16 protein-coding genes are annotated in these 16,727 nt (G+C 55.7%); 14 read left to right on the top strand and 2 right to left on the bottom strand.

What is annotated here, in order from left to right:
• The 11 genes from G3578_RS04125 to G3578_RS04075 all read left to right on the top strand — a co-directional run bounded on the left by G3578_RS04125 (nt 1) and on the right by G3578_RS04075 (nt 10,516).
• Nucleotides 1-849 (top strand): NifU family protein, encoded by an 849-nt coding sequence (locus G3578_RS04125; protein ID WP_165208915.1) that lies wholly within the window; start codon nt 1-3, stop codon nt 847-849.
• Complete coding sequence (locus tag G3578_RS04120) at nt 831-1,931, top strand: NHL repeat-containing protein (RefSeq protein ID WP_165208912.1); 1,101 nt, start codon at nt 831-833, stop codon at nt 1,929-1,931. Before G3578_RS04125 ends, G3578_RS04120 begins: the two co-directional genes overlap by 19 nt.
• Before the next feature lie 54 nt (nt 1,932-1,985).
• A complete protein-coding gene (locus G3578_RS04115) occupies nt 1,986-2,315 on the top strand; it encodes a HypC/HybG/HupF family hydrogenase formation chaperone (RefSeq protein WP_165208910.1) in 330 nt (109 codons plus the stop codon).
• A gap of 4 nt (nt 2,316-2,319) precedes the next feature.
• Nucleotides 2,320-2,568, top strand: a complete 249-nt coding sequence (locus tag G3578_RS04110) for a HypC/HybG/HupF family hydrogenase formation chaperone (RefSeq protein WP_165208907.1) — start codon at nt 2,320-2,322, stop codon at nt 2,566-2,568.
• Nucleotides 2,565-3,683, top strand: a complete 1,119-nt coding sequence (gene hypD / locus G3578_RS04105) for a hydrogenase formation protein HypD (RefSeq protein WP_241254442.1) — start codon at nt 2,565-2,567, stop codon at nt 3,681-3,683. Before G3578_RS04110 ends, hypD begins: the two co-directional genes overlap by 4 nt.
• 25 nt (nt 3,684-3,708) lie before the next feature.
• On the top strand, nt 3,709-4,398 hold the full coding sequence (locus G3578_RS04100; protein WP_165208904.1) for a HoxN/HupN/NixA family nickel/cobalt transporter: 690 nt from the start codon (nt 3,709-3,711) through the stop codon (nt 4,396-4,398).
• A 48-nt stretch (nt 4,399-4,446) separates the two neighbouring features.
• On the top strand, nt 4,447-5,481 hold the full coding sequence (gene hypE / locus G3578_RS04095; RefSeq protein WP_165208901.1) for a hydrogenase expression/formation protein HypE: 1,035 nt from the start codon (nt 4,447-4,449) through the stop codon (nt 5,479-5,481).
• Between the two features lie 132 nt (nt 5,482-5,613).
• A complete protein-coding gene (locus G3578_RS04090; protein ID WP_241254441.1) occupies nt 5,614-6,678 on the top strand; it encodes an SIS domain-containing protein in 1,065 nt (354 codons plus the stop codon).
• Complete coding sequence (locus G3578_RS04085; RefSeq protein WP_165208896.1) at nt 6,671-6,922, top strand: glutaredoxin family protein; 252 nt, start codon at nt 6,671-6,673, stop codon at nt 6,920-6,922. Before G3578_RS04090 ends, G3578_RS04085 begins: the two co-directional genes overlap by 8 nt.
• Nucleotides 6,923-6,940: 18 nt before the next feature.
• A complete protein-coding gene (gene hypF, locus G3578_RS04080; RefSeq protein WP_165208893.1) occupies nt 6,941-9,202 on the top strand; it encodes a carbamoyltransferase HypF in 2,262 nt (753 codons plus the stop codon).
• Between the two features lie 69 nt (nt 9,203-9,271).
• Entirely contained in the window at nt 9,272-10,516 is a 1,245-nt protein-coding gene (locus tag G3578_RS04075; protein ID WP_165208890.1) for a Glu/Leu/Phe/Val family dehydrogenase, read from the top strand.
• Nucleotides 10,517-10,787: 271 nt separating this feature from the next.
• Here the strand turns inward: G3578_RS04075 and G3578_RS04070 are convergent, their stop codons facing one another.
• Both G3578_RS04070 and G3578_RS04065 read right to left on the bottom strand, forming a co-directional pair.
• Entirely contained in the window at nt 10,788-11,243 is a 456-nt protein-coding gene (locus G3578_RS04070) for a hypothetical protein (RefSeq protein ID WP_165208888.1), read from the bottom strand.
• Nucleotides 11,244-11,557: 314 nt separating this feature from the next.
• Nucleotides 11,558-12,490 (bottom strand): DMT family transporter, encoded by a 933-nt coding sequence (locus tag G3578_RS04065; RefSeq protein ID WP_165208885.1) that lies wholly within the window; start codon nt 12,488-12,490, stop codon nt 11,558-11,560.
• A gap of 174 nt (nt 12,491-12,664) precedes the next feature.
• On the opposite strand from G3578_RS04065, the gene G3578_RS21255 reads away from it, so the two are divergent.
• The 3 genes from G3578_RS21255 to G3578_RS04050 all read left to right on the top strand — a co-directional run bounded on the left by G3578_RS21255 (nt 12,665) and on the right by G3578_RS04050 (nt 16,725).
• Nucleotides 12,665-14,284, top strand: coding sequence for a methyl-accepting chemotaxis protein (locus G3578_RS21255; RefSeq protein ID WP_165208883.1), 1,620 nt, complete (start codon nt 12,665-12,667; stop codon nt 14,282-14,284).
• A gap of 228 nt (nt 14,285-14,512) precedes the next feature.
• On the top strand, nt 14,513-15,871 hold the full coding sequence (gene hemA, locus G3578_RS04055) for a glutamyl-tRNA reductase (RefSeq protein ID WP_165208880.1): 1,359 nt from the start codon (nt 14,513-14,515) through the stop codon (nt 15,869-15,871).
• 35 nt (nt 15,872-15,906) lie between these two features.
• The gene (locus G3578_RS04050; protein WP_165208877.1) at nt 15,907-16,725 is read left to right on the top strand and encodes a cytochrome C assembly family protein; all 819 of its coding nucleotides are present in this window, start codon (nt 15,907-15,909) and stop codon (nt 16,723-16,725) included.
• Nucleotides 16,726-16,727: the final 2 nt, after the last annotated feature.

Genomic DNA, 16,727 nt, shown 5'->3' with positions numbered 1-16,727 from the left:
ATGAAAGTCCAGCAGGAGGACTTTCACGCTTTGGCGGAACGTGTGGATCGGGTGTTGGCCTCGATTAAAGAGTTGCCGGAGGATGCGCGCATAAAGGCGTTGGAGTTGAAAAAGGCCATCGAAGCGTTTCATGAACATGCCCTGAGAAAGCTCGTCCGTACGTTTCGTGAAACGGATGCGGGCAAAGAGTTGTTGCTTAAAGCGGCGGAAGACCCTGCCGTCTACGCGATATTTTCCATGCACGGGATCATTAAACAAGATCTGTTTACCCGTGTCGCTGCGGTAATCGAAGAAGTGCGCCCCTATTTGCGCTCCCATGGTGGCGATGTGGAGTTGGTTAAAGTTGATGGAGAGACCGTTTATGTGCGCCTTCACGGTGCCTGCGCAGGTTGTTCTCTGTCAGCTGTGACGTTGAAAAACGGGGTCGAGGAGGCGATCAAAGCGCGTGTTCCGGAAATTGAATATGTCCTCATGGCGGAAGACGAAGTTGCTTCCGGCTACTTGCCCCTGCATGTGATCGATGATGCAGGTAACCTGGAACAAAGTGGCTGGCTGCAAGGTCCGTCCATCTCGGAACTGGAGGAAGGACGACCGGTCCGCCTTACCCGCGAGGAGTGCGACGTACTGTTGGTCCGCATCGATGGAAAGGTGATGGCCTTTCGCAATCAGTGTCCCCATATGGGGATGCCTCTCGACGGAGGACTCGTCGAAGGATCTGCCATTACTTGTCCCTGGCACGGCTTCCGTTTCGATTTATCAACCGGGGAATGCATGACGGCGCCCCACGTGCAGTTGGAACCTTTTCCGGTACGAGTGGAGGATCAGCGGGTATGGATACGGTTAGGTTGACCGCTCACCCCGAGCGTTGGTTGGGGGGACCGGCTCCCGGCGGCCTGGCGTTGCCACCGGCCCGGCCAAACCGGATCCATCTTTACGCCCCGAGGGGAGTGTATGTGGACGATGACGTCGTCGTGGTGGCTGATAGCGGCAACCATCGTGTGCTCATTTGGTACGGTTGGCCCGAGAACGATCACGCCCCGGCCGACGTCGTTTTAGGACAGGCCGATTTTGAAGCAGAGGGACCCAAATTGTTTCACCTCCCAACTGGCGTGGCGGTGATCGAAGGACGGTTATTTGTCGCAGACGCATGGCACCATCGTCTTCTGATCTGGGAAACGCTGCCGGAAAAAAACAACCAGCCGCCCGATCATGTCTTGGGGCAGTCTGATCTGGAGGGCACCGCCACCAATCGAGTAGGGCGAGTAGGCCCGACGGGATTTTATTGGCCATACGGCTTCGCATACGTCAATGGCTGGTTTTACGTAGCCGATACGGGCAACCGCAGGGTTCTGGGATGGAAAGACATCCCGGAAGACGGTCGCGTTCCCGATCTGATTCTCGGTCAACCTCATGGTTACGTGAACGGCGAAAACCGAGGAAAGGGTGTGGGGGTGGACACGTTTCGCTGGCCCCACGCTCTCGCCGGCGATGGAAGCACATTGTATGTCGCCGATGCAGGCAATCATCGCGTCCTCGGTTATACCCCTCCTCCAGACGTGGACCGGCCAGCCGATCTGATTCTCGGGCAAAAAGACTTCACTCAGTCGTTTGAACTCCCCCACGTCCCCCAGGGACCCCGGCGATTTCGTTTTCCTTACGGCGTTGCGTTATGCGGCGATCTGCTTGCGGTGGCCGATACGGCCAACAATCGCGTCCTTCTTTATACAGAGTTGCCGCGAAAAGGGGCGTATCACCCCGCCTCATACGTCATCGGCCAAACCGATTTCGACGGGTCGGGAGAAAACCGTTGGCAGGCGGTGGCATGGGACACTTTATGCTGGCCTTACGGAATTTGGTGTCACAAGAACCGTTTGGCTATTGCCGATTCGGGAAACAACCGCGTCATCGTGTGGCGCCTCGGATTTGCGTAAACGGGGTTAGACACTGAACAAGCTTTTGATTACAAAGTGGGGAGGGACGCCGCCATGTGCTTGGCTATTCCAGGTCAAATTGTGGAGCTTCTCGACGGTGATCACCATTACGCCGTGGTCGACGTTTCCGGCGTGCGGCGGAAAATTAACATTGGCCTTCTGAAAAATGAAGGAACCAATCTTGGCGATTGGGTGCTCATCCACGTTGGATTTGCCATGAGCAAGATCAGTGAAGAACAAGCGGTCGAGCAACTGAGATTGCTCAGCTTGTTGGGCGAATCGGACGAGGCCATGCAGGAGGTAATGGGTTATCAATTTGATGACGAAGAAAACATGAAACTTTCAACGTCCAAGCCCTCAACTGAAAAAGGGAAAGAAGGATGACGGGATGACCAATGACGGGGAACTGGAAAAATTAGGAAGAAACACGTTGGCTCATGATGGTTGTTCGACATGTGGCGATGTGGCGGTTCCGGTTAAAGTTATCGAAGTCCACGGCGGGGAAGCTGTGGTGGAAGACCGCCTGGGCATACGCACGACCGTCGCCATCGACTTCGTTCCCGGCATCAAGGCAGGAGACATACTCCTTGTTCATATGGGCGTGGCTTTGGGGCGAGCATTGGAGGTGCGCTTATGACGATGAAATACGTTGACGAGTTTCGCGATCCGGAATTGATCCGTAAGACATCGGAAGAGATTCATCGTCTCGTCGATCCCAATTACCATTACCGTTTTATGGAAGTATGCGGCGGGCATACGTTTTCTATCTTTCGATTCGGGTTACAGAACTTGCTGCCGCCAAACATCGAGCTCGTCCATGGGCCGGGATGTCCGGTTTGCGTCCTTCCCATGGGGCGCATGGACGACGGCTTGTCGATCGCCCGGCAGCCGGATGTGATTTTTACCGCTTTCGGTGACGTGATGCGGGTTCCGGGTCGGCAGGGAACCCCGTTGGAACTCAGGGCCAAGGGAGCCGATATTCGTATGATCTACTCTCCCTTGGACGCTTTAAAAATTGCCATCGATCATCCTGATCGGCAAGTCGTGCTGTTTGCCATCGGCTTTGAAACGACGGCTCCGTCGACGGCGCTGACGCTCCTGCGCGCCCGCGATCTTAACGTGCCAAACTTTTTTGTGTTTTCCAATCATGTCCTTATTTTGCCGGCGATTCGCGCGATCTTGGATTCCCCGGATATGCGCATCGACGGGTTTATTGGACCTGGCCATGTCTCAGCTGTGATCGGCGCCCGTCCTTATGAATTTATCGCAAAAGATTACAGAAAACCTGTGGTGATCTCCGGTTTTGAGCCGTTGGATTTACTGCAATCCATCCTCATGCTGGTCAAACAAATGCGGGAAGGCCGTTCTGAAGTGGAAAATCAGTACAGCCGCGTTGTCCCTTCGGAAGGGAACATCCCCGCGCTCAAAGCGATGAACGAAGTCTTTGCAGTCCGGCCCTTCTTCGAGTGGCGCGGCCTTGGATTCATTTCCCAATCGGCGTTGAAACTGCGACCCGAATTCGCCCAGTGGGATGCGGAAGTTCGCTTCCAGGTAGAAGGCGTTCGCGTTACTGATCCGAAAGCAGCGCAATGCGGTGAGGTGTTAAAAGGGGTGCTTAAACCGCATCAATGCAAATTGTTTGGTAAAGAATGCACACCTGAACATCCTGTGGGTGCCCTGATGGTGTCGTCCGAAGGGGCGTGCGCCGCATATTACCACCACGTCCACTTGCGTCAGGCGGTCGGCGAATAGTCCGAAAACGAAAGGAGATACGTCGATGGATTGGTTGATTCTGCTCGGAATTGCCCTTTTTCTCGGTATACGTCATTCATTGGACGCGGATCATGTGGTGGCTGTTTCTACCTTGGTCTCTGAAGAACGGCGACTTTGGCCTGCCGCGTGGCTTGGCTTCATTTGGGGGATCGGTCACTTAATTCCCATCGCCTTCGTGGGGCTCCCTCTATTAATTTTGCATTTAGAGTTGGCTCCTCAATTTGAACAATTCACCGACTTGGGTGTAGCTATTCTTCTGGTGTTACTGGGCGTGGTTGCGCTCCGGCGCGTGATCAAAGAGCGTGTCCATTTCGATGTCCATTCCCACAATGAAACGGTGCATGGACATTTTCATCGTCCCGGCCATCGCCACCCGACGGTGAAGTTGGAACGCCGTCAATGGATCACTTTCGGGTTTGGCCTGGTACACGGTCTTGCCGGAAGCGGCGCTGTTGCCGTGTTGGCCATGCAGGCTTCGCCAAGCATGGGGATGGCGATTCTTTGGCTCTTACTGTTCGGTCTGGGGACGGTTCTTGGGATGTTTGCCATGACGATGTTCATCGCAGCACCAGCCCTTACGGCGGCTTCCAAGCGGGTCGCCGTCCACGCCAGCATCCGGACGGTGGCGGGTTTCGTCAGTTTATTATTTGGTGGTTATATGATCTGGACGATCCTGCCCGAACTGATTGCATAAGGAAACGCTTCAGGAATGTACGGCAAGAGATGAAGGGGAGACAAAAGTATGAAGACCACCAAGGTGCATTTTACCGATACCCACATTGAGTTGGCCCATGGCGCCGGCGGGAAAGCCAGCCGACGGCTGATCGAGGGGTTGTTGGTTCCCTACTTGATGAAAGACACGTTGACGGAGTTGAACGATGCGGCGTATGTTGACGCGGAGGGGCGGCGTTTGGCCTTTACGGTGGACAGCTATGTGGTGAAACCGCTTGTTTTTCCAGGCGGGTCCATCGGGGAACTCGCCATAAACGGGACGGTAAACGATTTGGCCATGGGCGGCGCCAAACCGTTGGCGATGGTCACCACGCTGATTTTAGAAGCGGGCTTGGCCGCATCCGAGTTGGAACGGGAAGTGGCGGCCATGGCCAAGGCGGCGCAGCGTGCCGGGGTGCCCGTGGTGGGGGGCGATACGAAGGTGGTGGAACACGGGAAGGCGGACGGGCTGTACATCACTACTGCCGGTATTGGTCTCACAGACCCACGCGTCCATCTTTCGTCTCAAAACGTTCGACCCGGTGATCAGGTGATTCTTTCCGGACCGATAGGGGATCACGGGATCACAGTCCTCCTGGCCAGGGGAGAACTGGATTTGGAAGCGGATCTTACCTCCGATACACGCCCGTTATGGCCGTTTGTTGCGGCTCTCACCGAGGTTGCGGCGCCTGGACTGAGGTGGATGCGGGATCCGACGCGGGGCGGCCTGGCGACGGCTTTAAACGAATTGGCACGAGATGCCAGGGTTGCCGTCATGCTGGAAGAGGAAGCGATTCCGGTACGTCCTGCGGTACGCGGTGCCTGTGAAATTTTAGGACTGGATCCCCTCCACATTGCCAATGAAGGGCAGTTTGTGGCCATCGTTTCACCGGAACATGCCGACATCGCGCTCGACGCTCTCAGACGTGTACCAGGCGGGGAGGATGCGCGGCGCATTGGAGAAATCCAGGAAGAACCGAAGCGGGTCGTCCTAGCGCGGTCACGATATGGAGGTACGCGGGTCATCGATATGCTGGTGGGGGATCCGTTGCCGCGTATCTGCTAACTAATAAGAAGAAGGGATCTGGTTATGGAACGTTTCCCGATATGGGTAAAAGAACGCCTTTATGCGCGTAACGAGGCCTCGCGGCGCTTTTTCCCCAAAGAATCGGAACGGCTTGCGCGAGCATGTCAGGAAATGGCCCTACGATTCCTCGACGGCGGACACCTTCTAGCGTTTGGCCGGGGAGCATACGCGACCGACGCACAGCACGTTTCCGTCGAGTTTGTGCACCCCGTTATCGTCGGCAAACGGGCGCTCCCCGCTCTGGATCTATCCATGGCGTTTTCTGAATGGGTAAAAACGATCGTCCGACCGGAGGACATCGTGATGGGGTTTTCGCCGCCGGAAGGGGACGCAGCGGTGGATGAGGCGTTGGCCTTTGCCCGGTTAAAGGGTGCGCAAACGTTTGCTTTGCCGGGGAGGATCGGCGATTACGCTGTGGCGCCGCCGGACGAGGATCCGTTTATTCAACAAGAATTGATCGAGATTTTGTATCATACCTTGTGGGAGACGGTTCACGTCTTTTTTGAACATCGGGAACTTGGCCGGGAAGCAGGGGAAGCATCGTTTTTATATCCGTTTCTCGGATCTGAACGGCAAGACATGTCGCGTGTCGTAACTGAAGTGGCCCGGTCGATCGAGGAAAAGGCGAAAGACGTGGAACAGTTACGGGAAAAAGTGGCAGACGAAGAATCGGAACAGATTGTCAGAGCTATCCACACCCTGGCTGAGCAGATTGATCGGGGAGGAAAACTGATTCTCTTCGGCAACGGCGGATCCGCCACCGATGCCAACGACTGGGCATTGGATATGACGCTCCCGCCTAAAGGGATGAGACCCTATCCAGCCGTTTCTTTGGCCATGGAACCGGCGATTCTCTCGGCACTGGCCAATGACGTGGGGGCGGAGGTCATTTTTTTGCGTCAACTTATTGCCCAAGCCGGAGCAAACGACGTCGTCATTGCGATTTCCACCAGCGGTGGCTCGAAAAACGTGCTCATGACCCTGGCGGAGGCGAGAAGAAGCGGATTGACGACGATGGCCCTTCTCGGCTACGACGGAGGCGAGATCGTCCGAAACGGCTTGGCGGACATACCCATCGTCATTCGCTCCGACTACATTCCGCGCATCCAGGAAGCACAGGCAAGCGTTTATCACATCATCCGTGAAGGTCTGGAGGAGCTGGTAAAGGATGCTTGAACTTTTTGGCACGAAAGGATGCCCCTACACGAAGGATCTGCGGGAATCTTTGCTATGGGACGGGGAGGAGTTTGTAGAATATGACGTGGAAGAAGACCGGGAGGCGTTAAGACGGCTGATCGCTTTGACAGGTGGAACCACTGTTCCTGTACTGGCGGAAGACGAACGTGTCATTCAAATCGGGTATTTGGGACGCGGATGCAATGTGGCACGCCCTTCTTCCACGGAAGATGCGTCTCTGTAAAAAGGTGGGTGGCTGGTTATGAAGACGGCACGTCGGATTCGCGTTTATGGCGTTGTCCAAGGAATCGGATTCCGCCCCTTTATCTTTCGCTTGGCCAAGCGGTGGGAGATCAGCGGATGGGTGCTCAACGGGGAAAGCGGCGTCGAGATCCATGCGGAAGGGGACACAGATGCCCTCCAGTCGTTTCTTCAAGAAATCACGACACGTCCTCCTGCGTTAGCCCAGGTGACCGGTCTGGAAATCGAAGACGCAGCTGTGGAAGGATTCCCCGATTTTCAAATCCGTGAAAGCATGCGCAATGATCGGCCGACAGTGTACATCCCTGCCGATCTCGCCGTGTGTCCGGCGTGTTTAAGCGAGCTGTTCGATCCTGCAAACCGCCGCTATCTGTATCCGTACATCAATTGCACGGAGTGCGGTCCGCGATATACCGTGATACAGCGCCTGCCGTATGACCGTCCCTATACGACGATGAAAGCGTGGCCCTTGTGCGAGACTTGTTCAGCCGAATATCATGCGCCGACCAACCGCCGGTTCCACGCGCAGCCAACCGCCTGTCCCGAATGTGGGCCTCATTATTACTTGCGGTGGCAAGGCGGAGAGATGCGTGGGGATGACAAAGTTATCGAAAAGACGGCCCAACTTCTCCGCGAAGGGCGCATCCTGGCGATCAAAGGGCTTGGCGGGTATCACCTGGCGTGCGATGCTGAAAACAGTCAGGCAGTGTGGACACTCAGGGAACGGAAGCTCCGCAAGGCGAAACCGTTCGCCCTGATGGTAAAAGACATGGAGACGGCGCGGACGCTGATAGATCTTTCACCCGAAGAAGAAGAACTCCTTACGTCTTCAACCTGTCCTATCGTATTGGCCAGGGCACACCGGACACTCCCGGGCATCGCCCCCGACAACGCCGATTTGGGCGTAATGCTTCCGTATACGCCTCTCCATCATATGCTGTTTCATTTCGGAGCGCCGCCTGTACTGGTAATGACGAGCGGGAATCGTTCCAGCGAACCCATCGTCTATACTGATGAAGACGCGACCGAAGCGCTGCGCGGGCTGGCCGACGCTTGGCTCATCGGGGAGCGTCCCATTGCCCGTTTCGTCGATGATTCCATCGTTCGTATGAGTGCATTCGGCCCCACCGTACTCCGCAGGGCGAGGGGGTACGCCCCGTTTCCTGTCACTCAATTGCCCGGTGAACGGTCCATTCTTGCTGTCGGGTCTGACTTGAAAAATACCGTTACTCTGGTCGTCAAAGGGCAGGCGATCATCAGCCAACATTTGGGGGATCTGACGCGGTACCAGGCGTATACGGCGTTTGAGCAGACCGTCTTCGACCTGATGTCGATGTATGACGTCCCATTGGCGGAAACGGTCGTGGCGTATGATCTCCATCCGGATCATCGCTCCGCCCAATTTGCACGTGGTTTGGAAGCCTGCGAGCACTTTGGCATCCAGCATCATCGTGCCCATGTGGCATCAGTGCTGGCGGAACGGAAGGCCCTGGACAAACGGGTGATCGGAGTGGCATTTGACGGGACAGGCTTTGGCGACGATGGGGCAATCTGGGGTGGGGAGCTGTTTGTCGGAAGTGCCGCAGAAGGGTTGGAACGGTGCGGCCATCTTCGTTACGCCGTGCTGCCCGGCGGCGATGCGGCGGCTCGCATACCGCTGCAGGCGATGACCGGTTTCTTTGCAGACGATCCGGGATTGGCGATGGATATGGGCCGACGGCTTGCTTTTCCGGAACGGTTTTTTACCGCCTTCAAACTGGTGGAAAAAAACCTCCGCACTTTTCCCACCACGTCCGTCGGTCGGCTGTTTGATGCAGCGTCAGCCATTTTGGGCTTCACCGATGCCATTTCGTTTGAAGGGCAGGCAGCCATTTGGCTCGAACATCTCGCCCGCACTGTCCCTGTGGAAAGGGTGTATCCTTTTCCGTGGGATGAAAAAGAGCTTGATTATCGTCCTCTTTTGCATGCAATGCTCGAAGATCGTTTGAACGGACGGGATGTGGCGGCGATTGCCCGTTCGTTTCACAGGAGCATCGCAGAAGGCCTATATAAAAGCGTCCTTGCTTTGGGAGAAGCCCACGGGGTCGACACGGTTGTACTGGCCGGCGGTGTCTTTCAAAATACTCTTTTGCTGACCGATCTGAAGGAACTGTTTGCGGAAAGCGCCATGAACGTATGGCTGGGGAGGCAGGTACCTCCCAATGACGGGGGCATCAGTCTGGGGCAGGCGGCGTTGGTGGCGGCCACATGCCGATATCGGTAGGATGCGACTTTTTTCTGTGGATTGATGCAAGAATTGGGGACCAGATCAGGGAGGGATGGAAAAATCATTATGTCAGAAACTTTGAATCCGTATGATATTGCGAAGAAGCAGATTGAAACTGCCGCAGATAAACTGCGCCTGGATTCGCACATTGTGGAAATATTGAAAAAACCGATGCGGGTTCTCTCAGTGTCCTTCCCTGTGAAAATGGATGACGGTACAATCCGGGTGTTTGAGGGGTACAGATCCCAACATAACGATGCGATCGGTCCGACCAAAGGCGGGATTCGCTTTCATCCCAATGTCACACTGGATGAAGTCAAGGCCCTGTCGATGTTGATGTCTTTCAAATGCGGGGTGGTGGGGCTTCCCTACGGAGGTGCCAAAGGCGGTGTCATCTGTGATCCGCGCAATCTCAGCCCCGGTGAACTCGAACGGATCAGCCGGGGATTTATCGAAGCGATTGCCCAGATTATCGGTCCGGACAAAGACATACCTGCACCGGATGTTTACACGAACTCGCAAGTGATGGGTTGGATGATGGATACATTCAGCCGCTTGAATAAATCGTTCTCCCCCGGCGTCATTACCGGAAAGCCGTTGATTTTGGGAGGCTCCAAAGGGAGAACCGAGGCAACCGCCCGCGGTTGTGTCATCACGATCAGGGAAGCGATGAAAGAACTCGGCCGGCCTTTGCAAGATGCCACTGTCGCCATCCAAGGCTTCGGCAATGTGGGGAGACATACGGCAAAACTGCTGTCGGGACTGGGATGCAAAATCGTGGCGGTCAGCGATTCGAAAGGGGCCGTTTTGGATCCGGACGGGCTCGACATTACGAAAGTAGAGCGTCTGAAAGATCAAGGTTCCATACTGGATTATGGCGCTGATTATCAAATCGATCCCCAGGCACTACTCGAACTGGATGTGGACATTTTGGTTCCGGCCGCAATGGAAAACTCTATTACAGCGGAGAATGCCGACCGGATCAAAGCCAGGATCATTGCGGAGGGGGCAAACGGCCCGATCACCCCGGATGCGGATCAAATCCTTGCGGCCAATCAGATATGGGTGATCCCGGATATTTTGGCGAATGCAGGAGGCGTGACGGTTTCATACTTCGAATGGGTGCAAAACTTGATGAATTATTACTGGAGTGAAGAAGAAGTGAACGTCAAGCTGTCAGAGGTGATGGTTCGCAGCTTCCATGCGGTCATTCAGGCGGCGAACACGTATAAGACCGATCTGAGGACTGCAGCCTATATGATTTCCCTGCAACGAATTGTGGACGCCATGAAAGCCCGCGGCTGGGTGTAGCCTGCGGAAAAGGAGGTTCATGGCATGAGACCGCCTGCCCGGCGGTTTTTTTGTGCGATTTCCTAGGAGAGAGTGGGCGATGCGGTTAAACTGGACAGTTAACCCAAACTTTGACTTAAATTTGACACAGAGCACTAAGGAATAATAATCGCTTCCTCGTAGTGGACAGTAATCTCTGCATCATCCATTAGTTTCCGTAAGAATCGCTCAATACCAGTTGTTCCCAAAGAATGCCTGTCGCACTCAGTTATCCACATGTAGTGGTTTGGTGTCAAACTTGAGTTTGAGTGTCGGAGGAGCGAGGATTCGAATCCGGAGAGTTCGCCGTCCGCCGGAAATACCCCGGCAGCAAAATACAGCTGATCCCATAGCATTTGACGATGAACAAGATAAGTATGGCAAACGCTCCAAACATAAAGTCGATACCTTTTGATGTATCGATAATCATTTTTCGCGCGATGGCAAAGATCAGGATGTCCACCATAATGTTCGGTTCACGCTTGACAAACAACATCGCGACTTCGAGGCCGATGATATACATTAACACGTTGTCAAGAAAAATTTGAAATGACTGCAACTCGCCTTCAAAAGTCACATTCCACAGCCGTTTTGCGTGCATAATTCCTTCGATGAAGATACCGATCACGATAAAAAAGGACAGACCGATTTCGAAGACGCGGATCATCAATTCCGCAATTTTATATGCTTTTTCGACGCGTTTTTTCATGGATCACTCCCCCTCCCCAACGCATTTCTGTTATATAACAATATACATAGTTATTATATGTTATGCAACAAAAATGTTGACGGCAGAAGTTGAGTCCTTATCATTGTGTAAAAACACAGTCTCTATAAAAAAGAGAGCCATTTCAAAAACCCTCGGTTAGAATGATGTTGTCCAGACAACATTCCAGGAGAGGGGATTTTGAAAATGACTCAATACCAGTGCTGCAGGAGGAGTTGTATCTCCCATGACAGGACGGGGCTTTGTCTCCACACTGACCCTTCCCGTCTCTGGAAGGTGATCCGCCAGTTCTGCCCTCAACCGGTCTCCTGTCTGGAGGCGGCGGGACGTTTCCGGCGCAGCCACTCGCCAACCGGCAGCTCGGCCAGGATCATGCCGGCAAAGATCAGGGCGCAGCCGAGGATCTGCCTGCCGGTGAGCAGCTCATCGATCCACAGATAGGCGCTCAGGGCGGCAAACACGGGTTCCATGGCAAAAATCAAGGCCACCCGCGTAGAGGAGGTTTGCTGCTGGAAAGCCGTCTGGGCCAGGAACGCCAGGGCGGTGGCCGGAATCGCTGTGATAAACAGCCCCCACGCCACTTCCGGAGAGAGCATCGCCTGCATGTCGAAGGCGAGCTGCCACTCCTCCAGGAAGAAGGCATATATCCAGCTGAACAGGGCGACCGATGCCAACTGGACGATGGCGAGCGGCAGCGGCGGGTGGTGCGGCGCATACTTGCCCGTAAACACGATCTGCAGCGCGAAGCTGATGGCACAGCCAAACACCAGCAGATCTCCCGTATTGAGCCGCGGCGATTCCCCCAGCGTCAGCAGATAGAGCCCCGCCACGGCGATCAGAACCCCCGCCACAGCCGGCCACTTGATTCTTTCGCGCAGGAACAGGAAGGAGAACAGCGGAACGAGCACGACGGACAAGCCCGTGATAAACCCTGCCTTGGAGGGCGTCGTGTAAACCAGTCCCATCGTCTGCAGGGCATACCCCGCGAACAGCCACAAGCCGACAAACATCCCGTTTTTGACGAGCTGCCGGTTGAAGCTGGCCCGTTCGTGCCGGGCAAACAGCAGCAGGATCAGTGCCAAAAAGAGCGAAGCGATGGTAAAACGGACGCCGTTGAATGTATTGGGAGGCAGTGTGGAAACCGCGTTCTGCACGACGAGAAACGTGGCTCCCCAAATAAATGCGATCAATAGCAAAACCAGATCGGCGACAAGCTGCTTCTTTCCCATGATTCCTCTCTTCCCCCGCATGTCTCTACAAATATTTCCCTGCATCATAAAACATTGCCGACGGGAACGCAAGCAAAAATCATATATATTTGGCGGAATATTCCGTGTATGATAAAGACAGGAAAAAACAGCAGACCTAAATTACGATCTCGTTCGGTAAGGGGGAGCAACGCTGTGAAAACATCCATCTTGCGTTCCAGACGAGCCCGTTTGGCAGAAGCAAAAGTGAAAGCGGTTGCAGAAATGCTGGCCGCCCGTTTGCAAGCGGCTGGCGATATTGATGAAATGCGGGAGGAGATTCGCCGCATCCTGGACGAGCATCTGGGGGAACAGGAGTATTTCGTGCTGGTGGATCAGACAGGCCTGGGGGTTATCCACACCAACAGGCTGAGGGAGGGCATTCTCTTTGGCGATGAGGTGGGGCAAAAGGCGGCCCGTACGCGCGAGGTGCTGTCCCAATTGTATCCGCGCAATACGGGGGAGTGGCTGATCGATTCCGCAGCGCCTGTCTGCAGCATCAATGGCATGTCGTATGTCCTGAGGATGGGAACCCTTGTGCACCGGCCGTTTCTCGGGCCGCTCATGCTGGGCGTCGGCATCCTCCCCTCCTTGTTCGCCGCCGCCATCGGCTGGGTTGGCCAGCTGCCCCTTCTGCCGCTGGCAGCCACGGCGGGCGGTTCCCTTTTTCTTGGCCTCTGTCTGAGCGGGTTGATCTATCGGATGTTCAGGCGCCAGATGAAGGCGTGGCATCAGATGGCAAGGGCCGTCTCCGCCGGCGATCTGACCAGGCGGTTGGAAAACGATTCCCGCGATGAGTTTCATCAGATGAGCTTCGAACTGAACAAAATGGCGATCGGCATCCAAAACATCGTCGGCGAGATTGCCGCCACGGCTGCAACCACGCGGGATATCAGCCAGGTGCAGGCCGGACAGGCCAGGGAGCTGACGGAAACGTTCGAAGAGCTTGGCGGGATGTTCAACCAGTTCAAAACGGGAGCCGGCCAGCAAGCCCATGTGACGGGGGCGGCGATCCAGCGGCTGGAGGAGATGCTGCGCATGCTGAGCGAGATGACGGATGCCGTCGTTTTGGCGGAGCGGATGAGCCAGGAAGCGGCGCTGGTAACCACCCGCGGGACCGAGGCCGTTGCTGCGGCGGCGGCAGAAGTGGGTCAGGTGGAGCAGGAGATGGCCGGATACGTCCAGCGGATTCGGCTGCTGGCCCAGGAAGCCGATCTGATCGGTGCGCAGGTGTCCGCGATCACCCGCATCGCCCGCCAGACCAATACCCTGGCCTTGAACGCGGCGATTGAAGCGGCAAGGGCCGGTGAACAGGGGCGCGGATTCGCCGTGGTGGCCAATGAGATCCGGCTGCTGGCGGAAGAAACCGCATCGTTTGCCCGGCGCATTCTGACGGCGGTCCAAACGATCCAGACGGGGGCCAACGAGGCGGCCGGCAGTGCGGAGACAAATCTCGCGGAGCTGCAAACGGCTGTCGGCCATGTAAAGCAGGCGGGGGAAGCGATCCAAAGCCTCCGGGTGGCGGTTGACGAAACGAAGCGGCAGTCCGTGGAAAACAGCGACCGGGCGCGGCGGGCGCTGGAGCACAGCCGGGCGATCGAAGAGACCCTCCGGCAGATCGAGGGAATCGCGGCAGCGTTCACCGAAAGCGTGACGGCGGCTGCGGCGGCGGTGGAGGGAAACATCGTGTCCATCTATCGGCTGGCGGAAGATGCCAATCAGCTGGCGGAGAAATCTGCGGCGCTGGACAGGATCGTGAAACGGTTTCGGATGTAGGCAGCCTGAGCCCGGTTACGCTACCGGGCTCAGGCTGTTTCACCGGGCAGCGCACCTGTTTGCCCAGAAAGGAAACGCCCGAAAACCGGCAGGCAGGACCTGCTTCCTCCTGTCGAAACGTGAACCTTAATAAACTTTTCACATTTTAACCTGCTTGTATGGGGACATAATGATATAATAAGAGTGCAATTTTACAGATAGAACGCACACACGACTGGGAGGAAGGACATGGACATCCTGCTCATCGGACTAAATTACAAAACGGCACCTGTCGAAATCCGCGAGAAGTTTGCCTTTACCGACGACAGCACGTCTCGGGCTCTTCATCTTCTCTCCCAAACGAAGAGCATCGTGGAGTGCGTGATTCTGGGCACATGCAATCGTACGGAGATCTATGTCGTGTGCGACCAATTGCACACCGGCCGCTTCTATTCCCGCAACTTCCTGGCCGACTGGTTCGGCGTGGAAAAGGAAACATTCCAGGACCACCTGTACATAAAAGAAAATGTGGACGCGATCGAGCATCTTTTCCGAGTCACCTGCGGTCTTGATTCCATGGTCATGGGAGAGACCCAGATCCTTGGGCAGGTGCGTGACGCCTTCCTGCTCGCACAGGAACAAAAGGTAACCGGGACGGTGTTCAACACGCTGTTCAAACAGGCGATCACGCTGGCGAAGCGCGCCCATACCGAGACCGGCATCAACGAGAACGCCGTATCCGTCAGCTACGCCGCGATTGAGCTGGGCAAGAAGATTTTCGGCTCCTTTGAAGGGAAGCACGTGCTGATCATCGGCGCGGGCAAGATGAGCGAATTGACCGCCAAGCACCTGCATGCCAACGGCTCCAGCCGCGTGACGGTGGCCAACCGGACGTTGGAGCGGGCAAGAGCCCTGGCGGCCAAATTCCACGGCGACGCCTGTACCATGGAGCAGCTGCCCCAGGCGCTGCTCGCCGCCGATATCGTCATCAGTTCCACGGGGGCGACCGGTTATGTGGTGACGCCCGAACAGCTGAAGCCAATTCTCAGGCAGCGCAAAAACCGTCCGCTGTTCATGATTGACATCGCCGTGCCGCGCGATCTGGACCCCGGTCTGCATGAGCTGGACAATGTCTACCTGTATGACATCGATGATCTGGAAGGAATCGTCGCCAGCAATCTGGCGGAACGCAGCAAGGAAGCGGAGCGCATCGAGGAGATGATCCGCGAAGAGGTCGCCGCCTTTACCACCTGGTACCAGACGCTGGGCGTCGTGCCGCTGATCGCCGCCCTGCGTGAAAAGGCGTTTGCCATTCACGGCGATGCGATGCGCAAGATCGAGAATAAACTGCCCAATCTGACAGAGCGGGAGCTGCATGTGATCCGCAAGCATACCAAAGGCATCATCAACCAGCTGCTGCACGACCCGGTCGTCCGGTTGAAGGAACTGGCGGCAGGAAAAAGCGGCGAGGAAGTGCTGGAGCTGTTCGCCACGATCTTCGCCCTGGAGGAGATCGTGGAGCGCAACCAACAGGAGGCGGCCTGGGCGAATGAGAAACAGCGGCAGGTCGTGCGCGAACAGGCGCTTGCCCCCCGCATCGGCGATTAGGGCGGCATGCCGCTAGGAAAGAGAGGAGAGCGAATATGGCGGACACGAGATGGATCTACGACCTGACGATCTTTCTCTATGCAGCGAGTGTTCTCTTCTATTTTAACGATTTTCTGCAAAGCAACCGGAAAGTCAACCGACTGGCTTTCGGGTTGCTTGCTGTCGTTTGGGCGCTGCAAACCGTTTTCTTCGTTTCGCAGATGGCTCAGAAGCCTTATTTTCCGGTGCTCACCCTGTTTGAGACCCTTTTTTTCTATTCATGGGTGTTGGTCTCCTTGTCGCTGTTGATTAACTATTTCTTCCGAATTGACATACTCGTTTTTTTTGCCAACGTGATCGGCTTTGTCGTGCTGACGCTCTCCATGTTTCTCTCGGAAAGCCCGCTGCATGGCGTCACGGATGCCCGCGTCTCCGAACTCCTGTTCATTCACATCACGATGGCGATGCTGAGCTACGGCGCGTTTTCCCTCTCCATGATCTTCTCCGCCATGTATCTCCTGCAGCACAAATTGCTCAAAGAGAAGCGCTGGACGCCGCTGTTGCGCCGTCTGCCCAGCCTGGAGCGCCTGGAGCAGTTTTCGTTTCACAGCAACATGGTGGGCGTGCCGCTGCTGCTGCTGGCTGTTATCCTGGGGAGTATTTGGGCACAACTGGTATTATCCGGATATTTCTGGCTGGACCCCAAGGTATGGATGTCGGCGCTCGTTCTGCTGGCCTATTCGGTCTGGCTGTACCGCCGCCTGACCGACACCTGGCAGGCCCGCAGGCTGGCCGTCTGGAATCTGGGGGCCTTTGCCCTGCTTATCCTTAATTTTTTGATGACGGACACCTCCAGCTTTCATCGCTGGCTGTGACG

Origin of the sequence: Brevibacillus sp. SYP-B805 (genome assembly GCF_011059135.1) — a bacterium.
Lineage (GTDB): Bacteria > Bacillota > Bacilli > Brevibacillales > Brevibacillaceae > Brevibacillus_F.
The sequence above is the reverse complement of the archived record's forward strand: the minus strand, read 5'-3'. Positions and strand labels throughout refer to the sequence as shown.